The organism is Staphylococcus sp. EG-SA-10 (assembly GCF_017151945.1).
Lineage (GTDB): Bacteria > Bacillota > Bacilli > Staphylococcales > Staphylococcaceae > Staphylococcus > Staphylococcus aureus.
This window is the reverse complement of sequence record NZ_JACVZJ010000002.1, coordinates 159,615-177,243: the sequence shown is the minus strand read 5'-3', so window position 1 is coordinate 177,243 and position 17,629 is coordinate 159,615. Positions and strand designations below refer to the sequence as shown.

The 17,629-nt window shown below is 33.2% G+C and carries 15 protein-coding genes; all 15 read left to right on the top strand.

All coding sequences use genetic code 11. The features are described from left to right. A complete protein-coding gene (locus IDG45_RS02930; protein ID WP_000230360.1) occupies positions 1-147 on the top strand; it encodes a hypothetical protein in 147 nt (48 codons plus the stop codon). Between the two features lie 23 nt (positions 148-170). Then, entirely contained in the window at positions 171-1,214 is a 1,044-nt protein-coding gene (locus IDG45_RS02925; protein WP_111063685.1) for a galactitol-1-phosphate 5-dehydrogenase, read from the top strand. A 527-nt stretch (positions 1,215-1,741) separates the two neighbouring features. After that, positions 1,742-2,458: a 2-C-methyl-D-erythritol 4-phosphate cytidylyltransferase gene (locus IDG45_RS02920; RefSeq protein ID WP_000638471.1), complete on the top strand. Its 717-nt coding sequence runs from the start codon at positions 1,742-1,744 to the stop codon at positions 2,456-2,458. Next, complete coding sequence (locus tag IDG45_RS02915) at positions 2,451-3,476, top strand: alcohol dehydrogenase catalytic domain-containing protein (protein ID WP_000610166.1); 1,026 nt, start codon at positions 2,451-2,453, stop codon at positions 3,474-3,476. Before IDG45_RS02920 ends, IDG45_RS02915 begins: the two co-directional genes overlap by 8 nt. 21 nt (positions 3,477-3,497) lie before the next feature. Continuing rightward, complete coding sequence (gene tarK / locus IDG45_RS02910; RefSeq protein ID WP_206171551.1) at positions 3,498-5,192, top strand: teichoic acid ribitol-phosphate polymerase TarK; 1,695 nt, start codon at positions 3,498-3,500, stop codon at positions 5,190-5,192. Positions 5,193-5,861: 669 nt separating this feature from the next. Beyond that, complete coding sequence (gene tarF, locus IDG45_RS02905; protein ID WP_000598268.1) at positions 5,862-7,031, top strand: teichoic acid glycerol-phosphate transferase TarF; 1,170 nt, start codon at positions 5,862-5,864, stop codon at positions 7,029-7,031. Between the two features lie 275 nt (positions 7,032-7,306). Continuing rightward, complete coding sequence (locus tag IDG45_RS02900; protein ID WP_000872486.1) at positions 7,307-8,023, top strand: D-ribitol-5-phosphate cytidylyltransferase; 717 nt, start codon at positions 7,307-7,309, stop codon at positions 8,021-8,023. Beyond that, the gene (locus IDG45_RS02895; protein ID WP_000610198.1) at positions 8,016-9,041 is read left to right on the top strand and encodes a ribitol-5-phosphate dehydrogenase; all 1,026 of its coding nucleotides are present in this window, start codon (positions 8,016-8,018) and stop codon (positions 9,039-9,041) included. Before IDG45_RS02900 ends, IDG45_RS02895 begins: the two co-directional genes overlap by 8 nt. 21 nt (positions 9,042-9,062) lie before the next feature. Next, positions 9,063-10,751 (top strand): teichoic acid ribitol-phosphate polymerase TarL, encoded by a 1,689-nt coding sequence (tarL, locus tag IDG45_RS02890; RefSeq protein ID WP_000240920.1) that lies wholly within the window; start codon positions 9,063-9,065, stop codon positions 10,749-10,751. A gap of 32 nt (positions 10,752-10,783) precedes the next feature. Beyond that, the gene (tarS, locus tag IDG45_RS02885; protein ID WP_000975345.1) at positions 10,784-12,505 is read left to right on the top strand and encodes a poly(ribitol-phosphate) beta-N-acetylglucosaminyltransferase; all 1,722 of its coding nucleotides are present in this window, start codon (positions 10,784-10,786) and stop codon (positions 12,503-12,505) included. Between the two features lie 143 nt (positions 12,506-12,648). After that, positions 12,649-13,323 carry an iron-sulfur cluster repair di-iron protein ScdA gene (scdA, locus tag IDG45_RS02880; protein WP_000608831.1) on the top strand — a complete coding sequence of 225 codons (675 nt, stop codon included), beginning with the start codon at positions 12,649-12,651 and terminating at the stop codon, positions 13,321-13,323. Positions 13,324-13,568: 245 nt separating this feature from the next. Beyond that, entirely contained in the window at positions 13,569-15,323 is a 1,755-nt protein-coding gene (locus tag IDG45_RS02875) for a sensor histidine kinase (RefSeq protein ID WP_000950281.1), read from the top strand. Positions 15,324-15,325: 2 nt separating this feature from the next. After that, on the top strand, positions 15,326-16,066 hold the full coding sequence (locus tag IDG45_RS02870; RefSeq protein WP_000645454.1) for a response regulator transcription factor LytR: 741 nt from the start codon (positions 15,326-15,328) through the stop codon (positions 16,064-16,066). 112 nt (positions 16,067-16,178) lie between these two features. After that, positions 16,179-16,622: an antiholin-like murein hydrolase modulator LrgA gene (gene lrgA, locus IDG45_RS02865; protein ID WP_001792906.1), complete on the top strand. Its 444-nt coding sequence runs from the start codon at positions 16,179-16,181 to the stop codon at positions 16,620-16,622. Further along, entirely contained in the window at positions 16,615-17,316 is a 702-nt protein-coding gene (gene lrgB / locus IDG45_RS02860; RefSeq protein ID WP_000607067.1) for an antiholin-like protein LrgB, read from the top strand. The genes lrgA and lrgB overlap by 8 nt, the downstream gene beginning before the upstream one ends. Positions 17,317-17,629 lie beyond the last annotated feature (313 nt).

Genomic DNA, 17,629 nt, shown 5'->3' with positions numbered 1-17,629 from the left:
ATGGTAGAATCAATGCTAACTTTTATGCTTGGGCCATTGAGACAAATCACTGATTTTTATATGGAACATTTACTCGTAAGTAATTCCATCGTCATTGTAGGTTATTTTGCGACAGGTATTTTTAAAAAGAAAAAAGTTGTGAATTAAATCAAATTTGAGGTGATTTACAAGTGAAAGCATTGAAATTATATGGCGTGGAAGATTTACGGTATGAGGATAATGAAAAGCCAGTCATTGAAAGTGTGAATGACGTTATTGTTAAAGTACGAGCGACTGGCATATGTGGTTCAGACACGTCACGATACAAAAAAATGGGGCCATACATTAAAGGTATGCCATTTGGTCATGAATTTTCAGGTGTTGTAGATGCCATTGGAAGTGATGTTACGCATGTTAATGTAGGCGACAAAGTGACAGGTTGCCCAGCCATACCTTGTTATCAATGCGAGTATTGTTTAAAAGGTGAATATGCACGATGTGAAAAGTTGTTCGTCATTGGCTCATATGAACCTGGATCGTTCGCGGAATACGTCAAATTGCCAGCGCAAAATGTTTTAAAGGTTCCAGACAATGTTGATTACATTGAAGCAGCAATGGTTGAACCATCAGCCGTTGTTGCGCATGGGTTTTATAAATCGAATATACAACCTGGTATGACTGTTGCAGTAATGGGGTGTGGCAGTATAGGATTGTTAGCTATTCAATGGGCGCGAATATTTGGTGCTGCACATATCATCGCTATAGATATAGATGCGCATAAACTAGATATTGCAACATCATTGGGCGCACATCAAACAATTAATTCAAAAGAAGAAAATCTTGAGAAATTCATCGAAAATCATTACGCCAATCAAATCGATTTAGCTATAGAATCATCAGGTTCTAAAGTTACGATTGGTCAAATATTGACGCTACCGAAAAAAGGTGGCGAGGTGGTATTACTCGGAATACCATATGATGATATTGAGATTGATCGCGTTCATTTTGAAAAAATTCTGCGTAACGAGTTGACAGTATGTGGCTCTTGGAACTGTTTGTCCAGTAATTTTCCGGGGAAAGAGTGGACGGCAACCTTACATTATATGAAGACGAAAGATATTAATGTAAAGCCTATTATTTCTCATTTTTTACCGTTAGAAAAAGGCCCGGAGACATTTGATAAATTAGTTAACAAGAAAGAACGATTTGATAAAGTCATGTTTACGATTTATTAGTATGCACCTTTGAGGACGAAAACGCTGGTATAGTTATAGCTATGAAAGTGCGAATGCCGTCTGGTCTACAGATACTATCGAAATAATTCATCTTCGAATATACGTTGCTAAATAGCCGGTTTACTTGTGTGAAATATGCTTGTGAATCGGTTGTTTTGCATTTTGTATACTTAAAATGAGATGGCAATATTTGATAATTTTTAAAGTGAAAATCAAGTACAGCCACTTAATAAGATAAATTTATTATAATATATGGTAAAATGATGGCAGTAATAATGAATTTGAAAAAGAGTAAACATTAATACCTTTAACAATTTAATATCGTCAGTGTTAATGATTAACTGCATTGCAAAACAACTTAGAATGGTCAGTTACAAAAATACATTTTTATAAAAAATTATCACACTATTGTGACAACTGCCTTTGGATTAATAAGAGAGGAAAGTGAGCAATAGGTTAGGCTTATGTACGGGCATAGGTCAGTAATGTATAAATGGAAATGATGTAATGACAGAATGGAGGACAACATGATTTATGCAGGTATTTTAGCAGGAGGTATTGGTTCGAGAATGGGAAACGTGCCATTACCAAAACAATTTTTAGATATTGATAATAAACCGATTTTAATCCATACAATTGAGAAGTTCATTTTAGTGAGTGAATTTAATGAGATTATTATCGCAACGCCAGCACAGTGGATTTCCCATACACAGGATATTTTAAAAAAATATAACATTACAGATCAACGTGTCAAAGTAGTTGCAGGTGGTACGGATCGAAACGAAACAATTATGAACATTATCGACCATATTCGCAATACGCAGGGTATTAATAATGATGATGTGATTGTAACTCATGATGCCGTAAGACCATTTTTAACTCAACGTATTATTAAAGAGAACATTGAAGTAGCAGCAAAATATGGTGCAGTAGATACAGTCATTGAAGCAATTGATACGATTGTAATGTCTAAAGATAAACAGAACATACACAGTATCCCTGTAAGGAATGAAATGTATCAAGGCCAAACACCACAATCATTTAATATTAAATTATTACAAGATAGTTATCGCGCCTTAAGTAGTGAACAAAAAGAAATCTTATCAGATGCATGTAAAATCATTGTCGAATCTGGACATGCAGTTAAATTGGTACGTGGAGAACTATACAACATTAAAGTGACAACACCGTATGATTTAAAAGTAGCAAATGCCATTATTCAAGGTGATATTGCCGATGATTAATCAAGTATATCAACTCGTTGCACCGAGACAGTTCGACGTCACATATAATAATGTTGATATTTATGGTAATCATGTCATCGTAAGACCTTTATACTTGTCTATTTGTGCAGCTGATCAAAGGTATTACACAGGTCGAAGAGATGAAAATGTACTGCGCAAAAAATTACCAATGTCACTAGTTCATGAAGCTGTTGGTGAAGTTGTATTCGATAGTAAAGGGGTATTTGAAAAAGGTATGAAAGTAGTAATGGTACCGAATACACCTACAGAAAAACACGACGTGATTGCGGAGAATTACTTAGCCTCTAGTTATTTTAGATCTAGTGGTTATGATGGTTTTATGCAAGACTACGTTGTGATGGCACATGATCGTATCGTTCCGCTGCCTAATGACATTGATTTGAGTACGATTTCATACACAGAGTTAGTGTCAGTAAGTTATCATGCTATACAACGATTTGAACGTAAATCTATACCTTTGAAAACCAGTTTTGGTATTTGGGGTGATGGTAACTTAGGTTATATTACTGCTATTTTGCTACGTAAGTTGTACCCAGAAGCTAAAATTTATGTATTTGGTAAGACAGACTATAAATTAAGTCATTTTTCATTTGTAGATGACATCTTTACAGTAAATCAAATACCAGATGATCTTAAAATTGATCATGCATTTGAATGTGTTGGAGGTAAAGGAAGTCAAGTTGCACTTCAACAAATAGTTGAACATATTTCACCAGAAGGCAGTATTGCTTTGTTAGGCGTAAGTGAATTACCCGTGGAAGTGAATACACGATTAGTACTTGAAAAAGGATTAACGTTGATTGGTAGTAGTCGAAGCGGCTCTAAAGATTTTGAGCAAGTTGTTGATTTATATCGTAAGTACCCAGACATTGTTGAAAAGTTAGCATTATTAAAAGGACATGAAATTAATGTATGTACGATGCAAGATATCGTCCAAGCGTTTGAAATGGATTTATCGACATCTTGGGGAAAAACAGTATTGAAATGGACGATTTAATAAACCGATGGGGGAATAACAATGACAAAAACGAAACAAGCAATACATATTGATAACATATACTGGGAACGTGTTCAGTTATATATTGAAGGACATAGTGAAGGCGTAGATTTAACATCAGGACAATTTGTTCTGAGGAATTTAACCGAAACAAAAACATTAGAAGCAAATGAAATGAAAATAGACGGTAATACATTTATATGTAGATTCAACGTCGCAATATTAGACGATGGGTATTATTTACCAATGGATAAATATTTATTTGTTTATCATGACCAGTTAGAGTATATTGGACAACTTAATCCAAATATTATTGATCAAGCTTATGCGGCATTAAATGAAGAGCAAATTGAAGAATACAATGAGCTGACTACACAAAATGGAAAAGCAAACTATGTGTTAGCCAACGAAGCTAAAGTTTTCCGCAAAGGTGGCGTATCACAACATACGGTTTATACCATTACTCCAGAAATAGCAAGTGACGTTAACGAATTTGTATTTGATATTGAAATCACCTTACCTCAAGAGAAATCAGGGGTCATTGCGACAAGCGCACACTGGCTTCATAAACAAGGCCATAAAGCTTCATTTGAAAGTAGAAGTTTCTTATTCAAAGCTATTTTTAATATTACAAAGTTACTACATATTAAAAGAAGCAAAACAATATTATTCACATCAGATTCACGTCCGAATTTATCAGGTAACTTTAAATATGTATATGATGAGTTACTACGCCAAAAAGTAGATTTTGATTACGATATTCAAACAGTATTTAAGGCGAATATTACGGATAGACGTAAATGGAGAGACAAGTTTAGATTGCCATATTTACTTGGTAAGGCCGATTATATTTTTGTCGATGATTTCCATCCATTAATTTATACGGTTCGCTTTAGACCATCACAAGAAATTATTCAAGTGTGGCATGCCGTTGGTGCTTTTAAAACAGTTGGCTTTAGTCGTACAGGTAAAAAAGGTGGTCCGTTTATCGATTCATTAAACCATCGTAGTTACACGAAAGCATATGTTTCATCAGAAACCGATATTCCATTTTATGCTGAAGCATTTGGAATTAGAGAAGAAAATGTTGTACCAACAGGTGTACCACGTACTGATGTACTATTTGATGAAGCTTATGCAACACAAATTAAACAAGAGATGGAAGATGAATTGCCAATTATAAAAGGTAAGAAAGTTATTCTATTCGCACCGACATTTAGAGGTAATGGTCACGGTACGGTACATTATCCATTTTTTAAAATTGATTTTGAACGTTTAGCAAGATACTGTGAAAAAAATAATGCGGTTGTATTATTTAAAATGCATCCATTTGTAAAAAATAGACTCAATATTTCACGTGAACACAGACAATACTTTATCGATGTATCAGATTATCGTGAAGTCAATGATATTCTCTTTGTTACAGACTTATTGATTAGTGATTATTCATCATTAATATATGAATACGCAGTATTTAAAAAGCCAATGATTTTCTATGCATTTGACTTAGAAGATTATATTACGACACGTGATTTTTATGAGCCATATGAATTATTTGTTCCAGGTAAAATTGTGCAATCCTTTGATGCATTAATGGATGCTTTGGACAATGAAGATTATGAGGTTGAAAAAGTTGTGCCATTCCTAGATAAACATTTTAAATATCAAGATGGTCGCTCAAGTGAACGTTTAGTCAAAGATTTGTTTAGACGCTAATGTTGGCATATATTACTTGCCATGCAAATGAGTCATAAGGCATAGTTTTCAAGAAGGGTTCTGACAATGAAGTGAGCAACATGTCATGATGAGAAGCAGGACTATACAATGAGAATAGCCTTTTGATTTTTCATGCATAAGGGAGTGGGACAGAAATGATATTTTCGCAAAATTTATTTCGTCGTCCCACCCCAACTTGCACATTATTGTAAGCTGACTTTACGTCAGCTTCTGTGTTGGGGCCCACACCCCAACTTACATTGCCTGTAGAATTTCTTTTCGAAATTCTCTTTGTTGAGGCCCCTGACTAGAATTGAAAAAAGCTTGTTACAAGCGCGTTTTCGTTCAGTCAACTACTGCCAATATAACTTCGTAGAGCATAGAACATTGATTTATGTCCCAGCCTGTTCCAATTGAATTGTCATTTTGTAAAATAAAATAATCAATCCAATCGTTATCTAATTCATAAATGTGTAAACACATACGTTATGAATGGATAACGATTTTTTGTTATGTTAAAGTGGTACATTAATCATGTATTTCGTATGATAATTAACGACAAGTGTAATGGTTAAATGTATTTTATGATGAAATGCTATAATAGGCATGGTTACAATGAGCTTGCTCATACGTATTAATATAATTAGAAAAACACGTCGGAGGTACGACATGATTAAAACTACAATTAAAAAATTGATAGAACACAGTATATATACGACTTTTAAATTACTATCAAAATTGCCAAACAAGAATCTAATTTATTTTGAAAGCTTTCATGGTAAACAATACAGCGACAATCCCAAAGCATTATATGAATACTTAACTGAACATAGCGATGCCCAATTAATATGGGGTGTGAAAAAAGGATATGAACACATATTCCAACAGCACAATGTACCATATGTTACAAAGTTTTCAATGAAATGGTTTTTAGCGATGCCAAGAGCGAAAGCGTGGATGATTAACACACGTACACCAGATTGGTTATATAAATCACCGCGAACGACCTACTTACAAACATGGCATGGCACGCCATTGAAAAAGATTGGTTTGGATATTAGTAACGTTAAAATGCTAGGAACAAATACTCAAAATTACCAAGATGGCTTTAAAAAAGAAAGCCAACGTTGGGATTATCTAGTGTCACCTAATCCATATTCGACATCGATATTTCAACATGCATTTCATGTTAGTCGAGATAAGATTTTGGAAACAGGTTATCCAAGAAATGATAAATTATCACATAAACGCAATGATACTGAATATATTAACGGTATTAAGACAAGATTAAATATTCCATTAGATAAAAAAGTGATTATGTATGCGCCAACTTGGCGTGACGATGAAGCGATTCGAGAAGGTTCATATCAATTTAATGTTAACTTTGATATAGAAGATTTGCGTCAAGCGCTGGATGATGATTATGTCATTTTATTACGCATGCATTATTTAGTTGTGACACGTATTGATGAACATGATGATTTTGTGAAAGACGTTTCAGATTATGAAGACATTTCGGATTTATACTTAATCAGCGATGCGTTAGTTACCGACTACTCATCTGTCATGTTCGACTTCGGTGTATTAAAGCGTCCGCAAATTTTCTATGCGTATGACTTAGATAAATATGGCGATGAGCTTAGAGGTTTTTACATGGATTATAAAAAAGAGTTGCCAGGTCCAATTGTTGAAAATCAAACAGCACTCATTGATGCATTAAAACAAATCGATGAGACTGCAAATGAGTATATTGAAGCACGAACGGTATTTTATCAGAAATTCTGTTCATTAGAAGATGGACACGCGTCACAACGAATTTGCCAAACGATTTTTAAGTGATAACTTAAAAACAATAAAAAATTATAAATTAATTAGTTAAGTGATATAAATAATAAACGAAATGTTTGCTTGTATGTTATTATTTGTGTATGAAAACGTCTGATATAATGTAATATAGGTTTAAACAAAATATGCTAAAATATAAGCAAAATATGTATAATTTTAAGTAATACACAGACATTTAGAGTTTTGATTTTAAAATGAGTTTTCAATTGAAAAATGCAACGAAATTTAAATAATTAAATATAGATATAGTTGAATGGAGGAAGTATTTTATGAAATACGCTGGTATTCTAGCTGGAGGTATAGGCTCAAGAATGGGTAACGTACCTTTACCTAAACAATTTTTAGATTTAGACAACAAACCGATTTTAATCCATACATTAGAAAAATTTATTTTAATTAATGATTTTGAAAAAATTATTATCGCGACGCCACAACAATGGATGACGCATACGAAAGATACACTTAGAAAATTCAAAATTTCTGATGAAAGAATTGAAGTCATTCAAGGTGGTAGCGATCGTAACGATACAATTATGAATATCGTTAAACATATTGAATCAACAAATGGTATTAACGATGACGATGTCATTGTGACACATGATGCAGTTAGACCATTTTTAACGCATCGCATTATTAAAGAAAATATTCAAGCTGCTTTAGAGTACGGTGCAGTAGATACAGTGATTGATGCTATAGATACGATTGTTACATCTAAAGATAATCAAACGATTGATGCAATTCCAGTGCGTAATGAAATGTACCAAGGTCAAACACCTCAATCGTTTAATATTAATTTATTAAAAGAAAGCTATGCACAGTTGAGTGATGAGCAAAAGAGTATTTTATCTGATGCTTGTAAGATTATTGTAGAAACAAACAAACCGGTTCGACTTGTAAAAGGTGAGTTATATAACATTAAAGTAACAACACCTTACGATTTAAAAGTAGCGAATGCTATTATTCGAGGTGGTATTGCCGATGATTAATCAAGTATATCAATTAGTTGCACCTAGACAATTTGAAGTTACGTATAACAACGTAGATATTTACAGTGACTATGTCATTGTACGTCCTTTATATATGTCAATTTGTGCTGCCGATCAAAGATATTATACTGGTAGCCGTGATGAGAATGTCTTATCTAAGAAATTGCCAATGTCTTTAATTCATGAAGGTGTTGGTGAGGTCGTATTTGACAGTAAAGGTGTGTTTAATAAAGGTACAAAAGTAGTTATGGTACCGAATACGCCGACAGAAAAAGACGATGTCATTGCTGAAAACTATTTAAAATCGAGCTACTTCAGATCAAGTGGACATGATGGGTTTATGCAAGATTTTGTGTTGCTAAATCATGATAGAGCTGTACCACTACCTGATGATATTGATTTAAGTATTATTTCATATACAGAGCTTGTAACAGTAAGTTTGCATGCTATTCGTCGTTTTGAAAAGAAATCTATTTCAAATAAAAATACATTTGGTATTTGGGGTGATGGAAACTTAGGTTACATTACAGCCATTTTATTACGTAAATTATATCCAGAGTCTAAAATATATGTCTTTGGTAAAACAGATTATAAATTGAGTCACTTCTCATTTGTTGATGATGTCTTCTTTATTAATAAAATACCTGAATGCTTAACATTTGATCATGCATTTGAGTGCGTTGGTGGGCGTGGTAGCCAATCAGCAATAAATCAAATGATTGATTATATTTCACCAGAAGGAAGCATTGCACTGTTAGGTGTAAGTGAGTTCCCAGTAGAAGTCAATACACGTCTAGTATTGGAAAAAGGACTAACGTTGATTGGTAGTAGTCGAAGTGGTTCAAAAGATTTCCAAGATGTTGTAGACTTATACATTCAATACCCAGATATTGTAGATAAATTAGCGTTGTTAAAAGGTCAAGAATTTGAAATTGCAACAATTAATGATCTTACAGAAGCTTTTGAAGCAGACCTGTCTACATCTTGGGGTAAAACAGTATTAAAATGGATTATGTAAATAGAAAAGGATGAATTAACGTTGGTTAAAAGTAAGATATATATAGATAAAATCTATTGGGAACGTGTTCAGTTATTCGTTGAAGGACATAGTGAAAACCTAGATTTAGAAGATAGTAATTTTGTATTAAGAAATTTAACTGAGACACGTACAATGAAGGCGAATGATGTCAAAATAGATGGGAATCAATTCGTTTGTCGTTTCAATGTAGCTATCTTAGATAATGGTTATTACTTACCTGAAGATAAGTACTTATTAGTGAATGAGCAAGAACTTGATTATATTGCACAGTTAAACCCAGATGTGATTAATGATGCATATCAAAATCTAAAGCCAGAACAAGAAGAAGAATACAACGAATTAGAAACACAAAATGGTAAAATCAATTTCTTATTGCAGACTTACCTAAAAGAATTTAGAAAAGGCGGCATTTCAAAGAAAACGGTTTATACTGTTACACCTGAAATTTCTAGCGATGTTAATGAATTTGTCCTTGATGTTGTTGTAACGACTCCGGAAGTTAAAAGTATTTATATCGTTCGTAAATATAAAGAATTACGTAAGTATTTCCGCAAACAATCATTTAATACAAGACAATTTATTTTTAAAGCGATATTTAATACGACGAAATTTTTCCACTTGAAAAAAGGGAATACGGTGTTGTTCACATCAGACTCTAGACCAACGATGTCTGGAAACTTTGAATACATCTATAACGAAATGTTACGTCAAAATTTAGATAAAAAGTATGATATTCACACTGTTTTTAAAGCGAATATTACAGATAGACGTGGCATCATCGACAAGTTTAGATTGCCATATTTACTTGGGAAGGCAGACTACATCTTTGTTGATGACTTTCACCCATTGATTTATACAGTGCGTTTTAGACGTTCTCAAGAAGTTATTCAAGTATGGCATGCCGTTGGTGCCTTTAAAACAGTTGGCTTTAGTCGTACAGGTAAAAAGGGTGGACCATTTATTGATTCATTAAATCATCGTAGCTATACAAAAGCTTATGTATCATCTGAAACCGATATTCCATTCTACGCTGAAGCATTTGGTATTAAAGAGAAAAATGTAGTGCCTACAGGTGTTCCACGTACTGATGTACTATTTGATGAAGCTTATGCGACACAGATCAAACAAGAGATGGAAGATGAATTACCAATTATTAAAGGTAAGAAAGTCATTCTTTTCGCACCAACATTTAGAGGTAGTGGTCATGGTACAGCACATTACCCATTTTTCAAAATTGATTTCGAACGTTTAGCAAGATATTGCGAAAAAAATAACGCGGTTGTATTATTTAAAATGCATCCATTTGTGAAAAATAGACTTAATATTGCAGACAAACATAAACAATATTTTGTTGACGTTTCTGACTTTAGAGAAGTTAATGATATACTGTTCATAACAGATTTATTAATTAGTGACTATTCATCTTTAATATATGAATATGCAGTATTTAAAAAGCCAATGATTTTCTATGCATTTGATTTAGAAGATTATATTACGACGCGTGATTTTTATGAGCCATATGAATCATTTGTTCCAGGTAAAATTGTGCAATCATTTGACGCATTAATGGACGCCTTGGACAATGAAGATTATGAAGGAGAAAAAGTCATTCCATTCTTAGATAAACATTTTAAATATCAAGATGGTCGATCAAGTGAGCGTTTAGTCAGAAATTTATTTGGTAGCTAAGTTTATATAGTAGTCAAAGTGGGAGAGGTATAATGATGAAATTTTCAGTAATAGTTCCAACATACAATTCAGAAAAGTATATAACAGAATTACTCAATAGCCTTGCGAAACAAGATTTTCCGAAAACTGAATTTGAAGTGGTTGTAGTTGATGACTGTTCAACAGATCAAACGTTACAAATAGTTGAAAAGTATCGTAATAAATTGAACTTGAAAGTAAGTCAACTCGAAACAAATTCTGGTGGTCCAGGTAAACCTAGAAATGTGGCGTTAAAACAAGCAGAAGGTGAATTTGTATTATTTGTGGACTCCGATGACTATATAAACAAAGAGACTTTAAAGGATGCAGCAGCATTTATTGATGAACATCACTCAGATGTCTTATTGATTAAAATGAAAGGTGTTAATGGTCGTGGTGTACCACAATCTATGTTTAAAGAAACAGCACCTGAAGTTACTTTGTTAAATTCAAGAATTATCTATACTTTAAGCCCGACTAAAATCTATAGAACAGCATTACTAAAAGATAATGACATTTATTTTCCAGAAGAATTAAAGAGTGCAGAAGATCAATTATTTACAATGAAAGCATATTTGAATGCAAATCGAATCAGTGTGTTAAGTGATAAAGCGTATTATTATGCTACAAAGCGTGAAGGTGAACATATGAGTAGTGCGTATGTTTCACCTGAAGACTTTTACGAAGTCATGAGATTGATTGCTGTAGAAATATTAAATGCAGATTTAGAAGAAGCCCATAAAGATCAAATCTTAGCAGAATTTTTAAATCGTCATTTTAGTTTTTCTCGTACGAATGGCTTCTCACTTAAAGTTAAACTAGAAGATCAACCACAATGGATTAATGCTCTAGGAGACTTTATACAAGCAGTTCCAGAACGTGTAGATGCATTGGTGATGAGTAAATTACGACCATTGTTGCACTACGCGAGAGCGAAAGATATAGACAACTATAGAACTGTAGAAGAAAGTTACCGTCAAGGTCAATACTACCGTTTTGATATTGTAGATGGTAAATTAAACATTCAATTCAATGAAGGCGAACCATACTTTGAAGGCATTGATATCGCTAAGCCAAAAGTGAAAATGACAGCATTTAAATTTGATAATCATAAAATTGTTACAGAGCTAACGTTAAATGAATTTATGATTGGCGAAGGACATTATGATGTCAGACTTAAATTACATTCACGAAACAAGAAGCACACAATGTATGTACCTTTAAGTGTCAATGCGAATAAACAATATCGTTTTAACATTATGTTAGAAGATATTAAAGCGTATTTACCTAAAGAAAAAATTTGGGATGTTTTCTTAGAAGTCCAAATAGGTACGGAAGTATTTGAAGTGCGTGTTGGTAATCAACGTAATAAATATGCTTATACTGCAGAAACAAGTGCATTAATTCATTTAAATAATGATTTTTATAGATTAACACCGTATTTCACAAAAGACTTTAATAACATTTCGTTATACTTTACAGCTATTACATTAACGGATTCAATCTCAATGAAGTTAAAAGGTAAAAACAAAATCATTTTAACTGGTCTGGATCGTGGTTATGTATTTGAAGAAGGTATGGCTAGTGTCGTGCTAAAAGACGACATGATTATGGGAATGTTAAGCCAAACGTCAGAAAACGAAGTGGAAATCTTACTTAGTAAAGATATTAAGAAGCGAGACTTCAAAAATATTGTTAAGTTAAACACTGCACATATGACTTACTCGCTAAAATAAATAATAAATGCCCTCAAATCTATGTGAACTAACATGATTTGAGGGCTTTATTTTGCTGTTTATGACATGATTATGACATTTCCTCGTTTATCATTTTCAAATACATTAAATTGTATACACTGGAAATGAGGAGGTTATCTATAATGATAAATAAAAATGACATAGTAGCAGATGTAGTAACTGATTATCCGAAAGCAGCAGATATTTTTAGAAGCGTAGGTATAGACTTTTGCTGTGGTGGACAAGTAAGTATAGAAGCAGCATCCTTAGAAAAGAAAAATGTAGATTTGAACGAATTATTACAGCGTCTCAACGACGTTGAACAAACGAATACACCAGGTTCGCTTAACCCTAAATTTTTAAATGTTTCGTCACTTATTCAATATATTCAAGCAGCATATCATGAACCTCTTAGAGAAGAATTTAAAAATTTAACACCTTATGTGACGAAATTATCGAAAGTACATGGACCTAATCATCCATATTTAGTCGAGTTAAAAGAAACATATGATACATTTAAAAATGGCATGTTAGAGCATATGCAAAAAGAAGATGATGTTGATTTTCCAAAACTAATTAAATATGAACAAGGTGAAGTAGTAGACGATATTAATACAGTGATTGATGATTTAGTATCTGATCACATTGCAACGGGACAATTGTTAGTGAAAATGAGCGATTTAACATCAAGCTATGAACCACCGATAGAGGCATGTGGTACTTGGCGACTCGTTTATCAGAGATTAAAAGCACTTGAAGTGTTAACACATGAGCATGTTCATTTAGAGAATCATGTTTTATTTAAAAAAGTATCATAAATAACGCGATTAGAAACTGTTGGCAAAGTAATGTCAGCAGTTTTTCGCTATACTTAACAGAAATTTAGTGACATGATAGTCATTATTTTGAAAAGGAAAATTGTCAACTTAGCATAAGAATTGATATGAAATTTTAATGGTATAGGTAATTAAATAGTATCGTGTTTTTTTAATAATTTATTCATGAATTTTACATGCACTATTATGATAAAATAAACATAATTATAATTCACTGAGGTGCTATCGTGCTATCGCTAACAATGTTATTACTTGAGCGTGTAGGTTTAATTATTATTTTGGCCTATGTGTTGATGAATATTCCATATTTTAAAAACTTAATGAATCGTCGACGTACATGGAAAGCACGTTGGCAATTATGTATTATTTTCAGTTTGTTTGCCTTAATGTCTAATTTAACTGGTATCGTCATCGATCATCAACATAGTTTGTCAGGAAGTGTGTACTTCCGTTTAGATGATGATGTATCTTTAGCTAACACACGTGTATTAACGATAGGTGTCGCAGGATTAGTTGGTGGCCCTTTTGTAGGTCTATTTGTTGGCGTTATTTCAGGTATTTTCAGAGTGTATATGGGTGGGGCGGATGCACAAGTTTATCTTATCTCATCTATATTTATCGGTATAATTGCTGGTTATTTTGGCTTACAAGCTCAAAGACGCAAGCGTTACCCGAGTATTGCGAAAAGTGCCATGATTGGAATTGTTATGGAAATGATTCAAATGTTGAGCATTTTAACATTTTCCCACGACAAAGCATATGCGGTTGACCTCATATCATTAATTGCACTACCAATGATTATTGTTAATAGCGTTGGTACGGCGATTTTTATGTCTATTATCATTTCAACATTAAAGCAAGAGGAGCAAATGAAGGCTGTTCAAACACATGATGTACTGCAATTGATGAACCAGACATTGCCGTATTTTAAAGAAGGATTGAATAGAGAATCGGCACAGCAAATTGCGATGATTATTAAAAATTTAATGAAAGTATCTGCCGTAGCAATTACAAGCAAAAATGAAATCTTATCGCATGTAGGTGCAGGTAGTGATCATCACATACCAACAAATGAAATATTAACAAGTCTGTCTAAAGATGTATTGAAATCAGGGAAGTTGAAAGAAGTTCATACTAAAGAAGAGATTGGTTGTAGTCATCCTAATTGCCCGCTTAGAGCAGCTATCGTGATACCACTTGAGATGCATGGTTCTATCGTCGGTACATTGAAGATGTATTTTACAAACCCTAATGATTTAACTTTTGTGGAACGTCAACTTGCAGAAGGATTGGCAAATATTTTTAGTAGCCAAATTGAACTTGGTGAAGCCGAAACGCAAAGTAAGTTATTGAAAGATGCTGAGATTAAGTCATTACAGGCACAAGTGAGTCCACATTTTTTCTTCAATTCAATTAACACGATTTCAGCTTTAGTTAGAATAAATAGCGAAAAGGCACGAGAGTTACTATTAGAATTGAGTTATTTTTTCAGAGCGAATTTACAAGGCTCAAAGCAACATACGATTACTTTAGATAAAGAGTTAAGTCAAGTGCGTGCATACTTATCACTCGAACAAGCACGTTATCCAGGAAGATTTAATATCAATATTAATGTTGAAGACAAATATCGCGATGTGCTTGTACCACCATTTTTAATTCAAATTTTAGTTGAAAATGCCATCAAACATGCGTTTACGAATCGAAAGCAAGGTAACGATATTGACGTGTCAGTGATTAAAGAAACTGCAACACATGTACGTATTATTGTACAAGATAATGGTCAGGGTATTTCTAAAGATAAAATGCATTTGTTGGGAGAAACATCTGTAGAATCAGAATCTGGAACTGGTAGTGCTTTAGAAAATTTAAACTTACGCCTAAAAGGATTATTTGGAAAATCCGCAGCATTACAATTTGAATCGACATCGAGCGGTACCACTTTTTGGTGTGTACTTCCTTATGAAAGACAAGAGGAGGAATAAATATGAAAGCATTAATCATAGATGATGAGCCATTAGCACGTAATGAATTAACATATTTATTAAATGAAATTGGTGGTTTTGAAGAAATTAATGAGGCAGAAAATGTAAAAGAAACATTGGAAGCACTACTGATAAACCAATATGACATTATATTTTTAGATGTCAATTTAATGGATGAAAATGGGATCGAATTAGGAGCTAAAATTCAAAAGATGAAAGAGCCACCTGCGATTATTTTTGCAACTGCACATGACCAATACGCAGTACAGGCATTTGAATTAAATGCGACAGACTATATTTTGAAACCGTTTGGTCAAAAACGTATTGAACAAGCAGTCAATAAAGTTCGTGCGACTAAAGCCAAAGATGATAATAGCGCAAATGCAATTGCGAATGATATGTCGGCGAATTTTGATCAAAGTTTACCTGTTGAAATTGACGATAAAATTCACATGTTAAAGCAACAAAATATTATTGGGATTGGCACACATAATGGTATTACAACCATACATACAACGAATCATAAATACGAAACAACAGAGCCATTGAATCGTTATGAAAAACGATTGAATCCCACTTATTTTATACGTATTCATCGTTCATATATTATTAACACTAAACACATTAAAGAAGTGCAACAATGGTTTAACTACACTTATATGGTAATATTGACAAATGGTGTCAAGATGCAAGTTGGACGTTCATTTATGAAAGATTTTAAAGCGTCGATAGGATTACTTTAACAGTAATCCTTTTTTTTATGCATTTTACCTATGATATTTTGTATTTCGGACTAAAATTCACGCAAATCGAAGTGAGCCATCTATACTTTAGTTAAATCAAACGTAGGAGGCAATGGTCGTGAAACAACAAAAAGACGCATCAAAACCAGCACACTTTTTTCACCAAGTCATTGTAATTGCTTTAGTACTCTTTGTATCGAAAATAATTGAATCATTTATGCCAATTCCTATGCCTGCATCAGTAATCGGTTTAGTATTATTATTTGTATTATTATGTACTGGTGCTGTTAAGTTAGGCGAAGTCGAAAAAGTAGGAACGACACTAACAAATAACATTGGCTTACTCTTCGTACCAGCGGGTATCTCAGTTGTTAACTCTTTAGGTGTCATTAGCCAAGCACCATTTTTAATCATTGGACTAATAATCGTCTCAACAATACTATTACTTATTTGTACTGGCTATGTCACACAAATTATTATGAAAGTTACTTCGAGATCTAAAGGTGACAAAGTCACAAAAAAGATCAAAATAGAGGAGGCACAAGCTCATGATTAACCACTTAGCACTAAACACACCATACTTCGGAATACTGTTATCCGTTATACCATTTTTCTTAGCGACCATATTATTTGAAAAAACAAATCGTTTCTTCTTATTCGCACCGCTATTTGTCAGTATGGTATTTGGTGTGGCCTTCCTCTATTTAACAGGCATTCCGTATAAGACTTACAAAATAGGTGGAGACATTATTTACTTCTTCTTAGAACCAGCAACAATCTGTTTTGCGATTCCGTTATATAAAAAGCGTGAAGTGCTTGTTAAACATTGGCACCGTATCATCGGAGGTATTGGTATCGGTACAGTTGTAGCGTTATTAATTATTTTAACTTTTGCGAAGTTAGCACAATTTGCCAATGATGTTATTTTATCAATGTTACCTCAAGCAGCAACTACAGCGATTGCGTTACCTGTATCAGCTGGTATCGGTGGTATAAAAGAATTAACGTCATTAGCAGTTATTTTAAATGGTGTCATTATTTATGCCCTAGGTAATAAATTCTTGAAGCTTTTCCGAATTACTAACCCTATTGCCCGAGGATTAGCACTTGGAACAAGTGGTCACACATTAGGTGTAGCACCAGCCAAAGAATTAGGACCTGTAGAAGAATCAATGGCAAGTATAGCTTTAGTGTTAGTTGGTGTAGTTGTTGTAGCAGTTGTGCCTGTCTTTGTAGCAATATTCTTCTAAAACGAAAAACCTAAGCAAGATAATAGCAATTTGAGCCATTGTTATTATCGTAAAAAAACGTCTATACTCCGGTTTATAACTGGAATATAGACGTTTTTATGTATGTATTACTTTTTACTAGGTTTTATGGTATTTAGGCGTTCGTTTTATGTATTGCGGCTTTTGAAAAATGATATAATGAATTAATTTAACTAAGAATTAAAATGTAAGTTATATCATTTGTGAAATTTCAATTAAATATTTTTCGACAAATTCTTGAAATTACTTAATGTCATCAACACTTTATAAAAAAACGGCGTATGCTTATATGTAA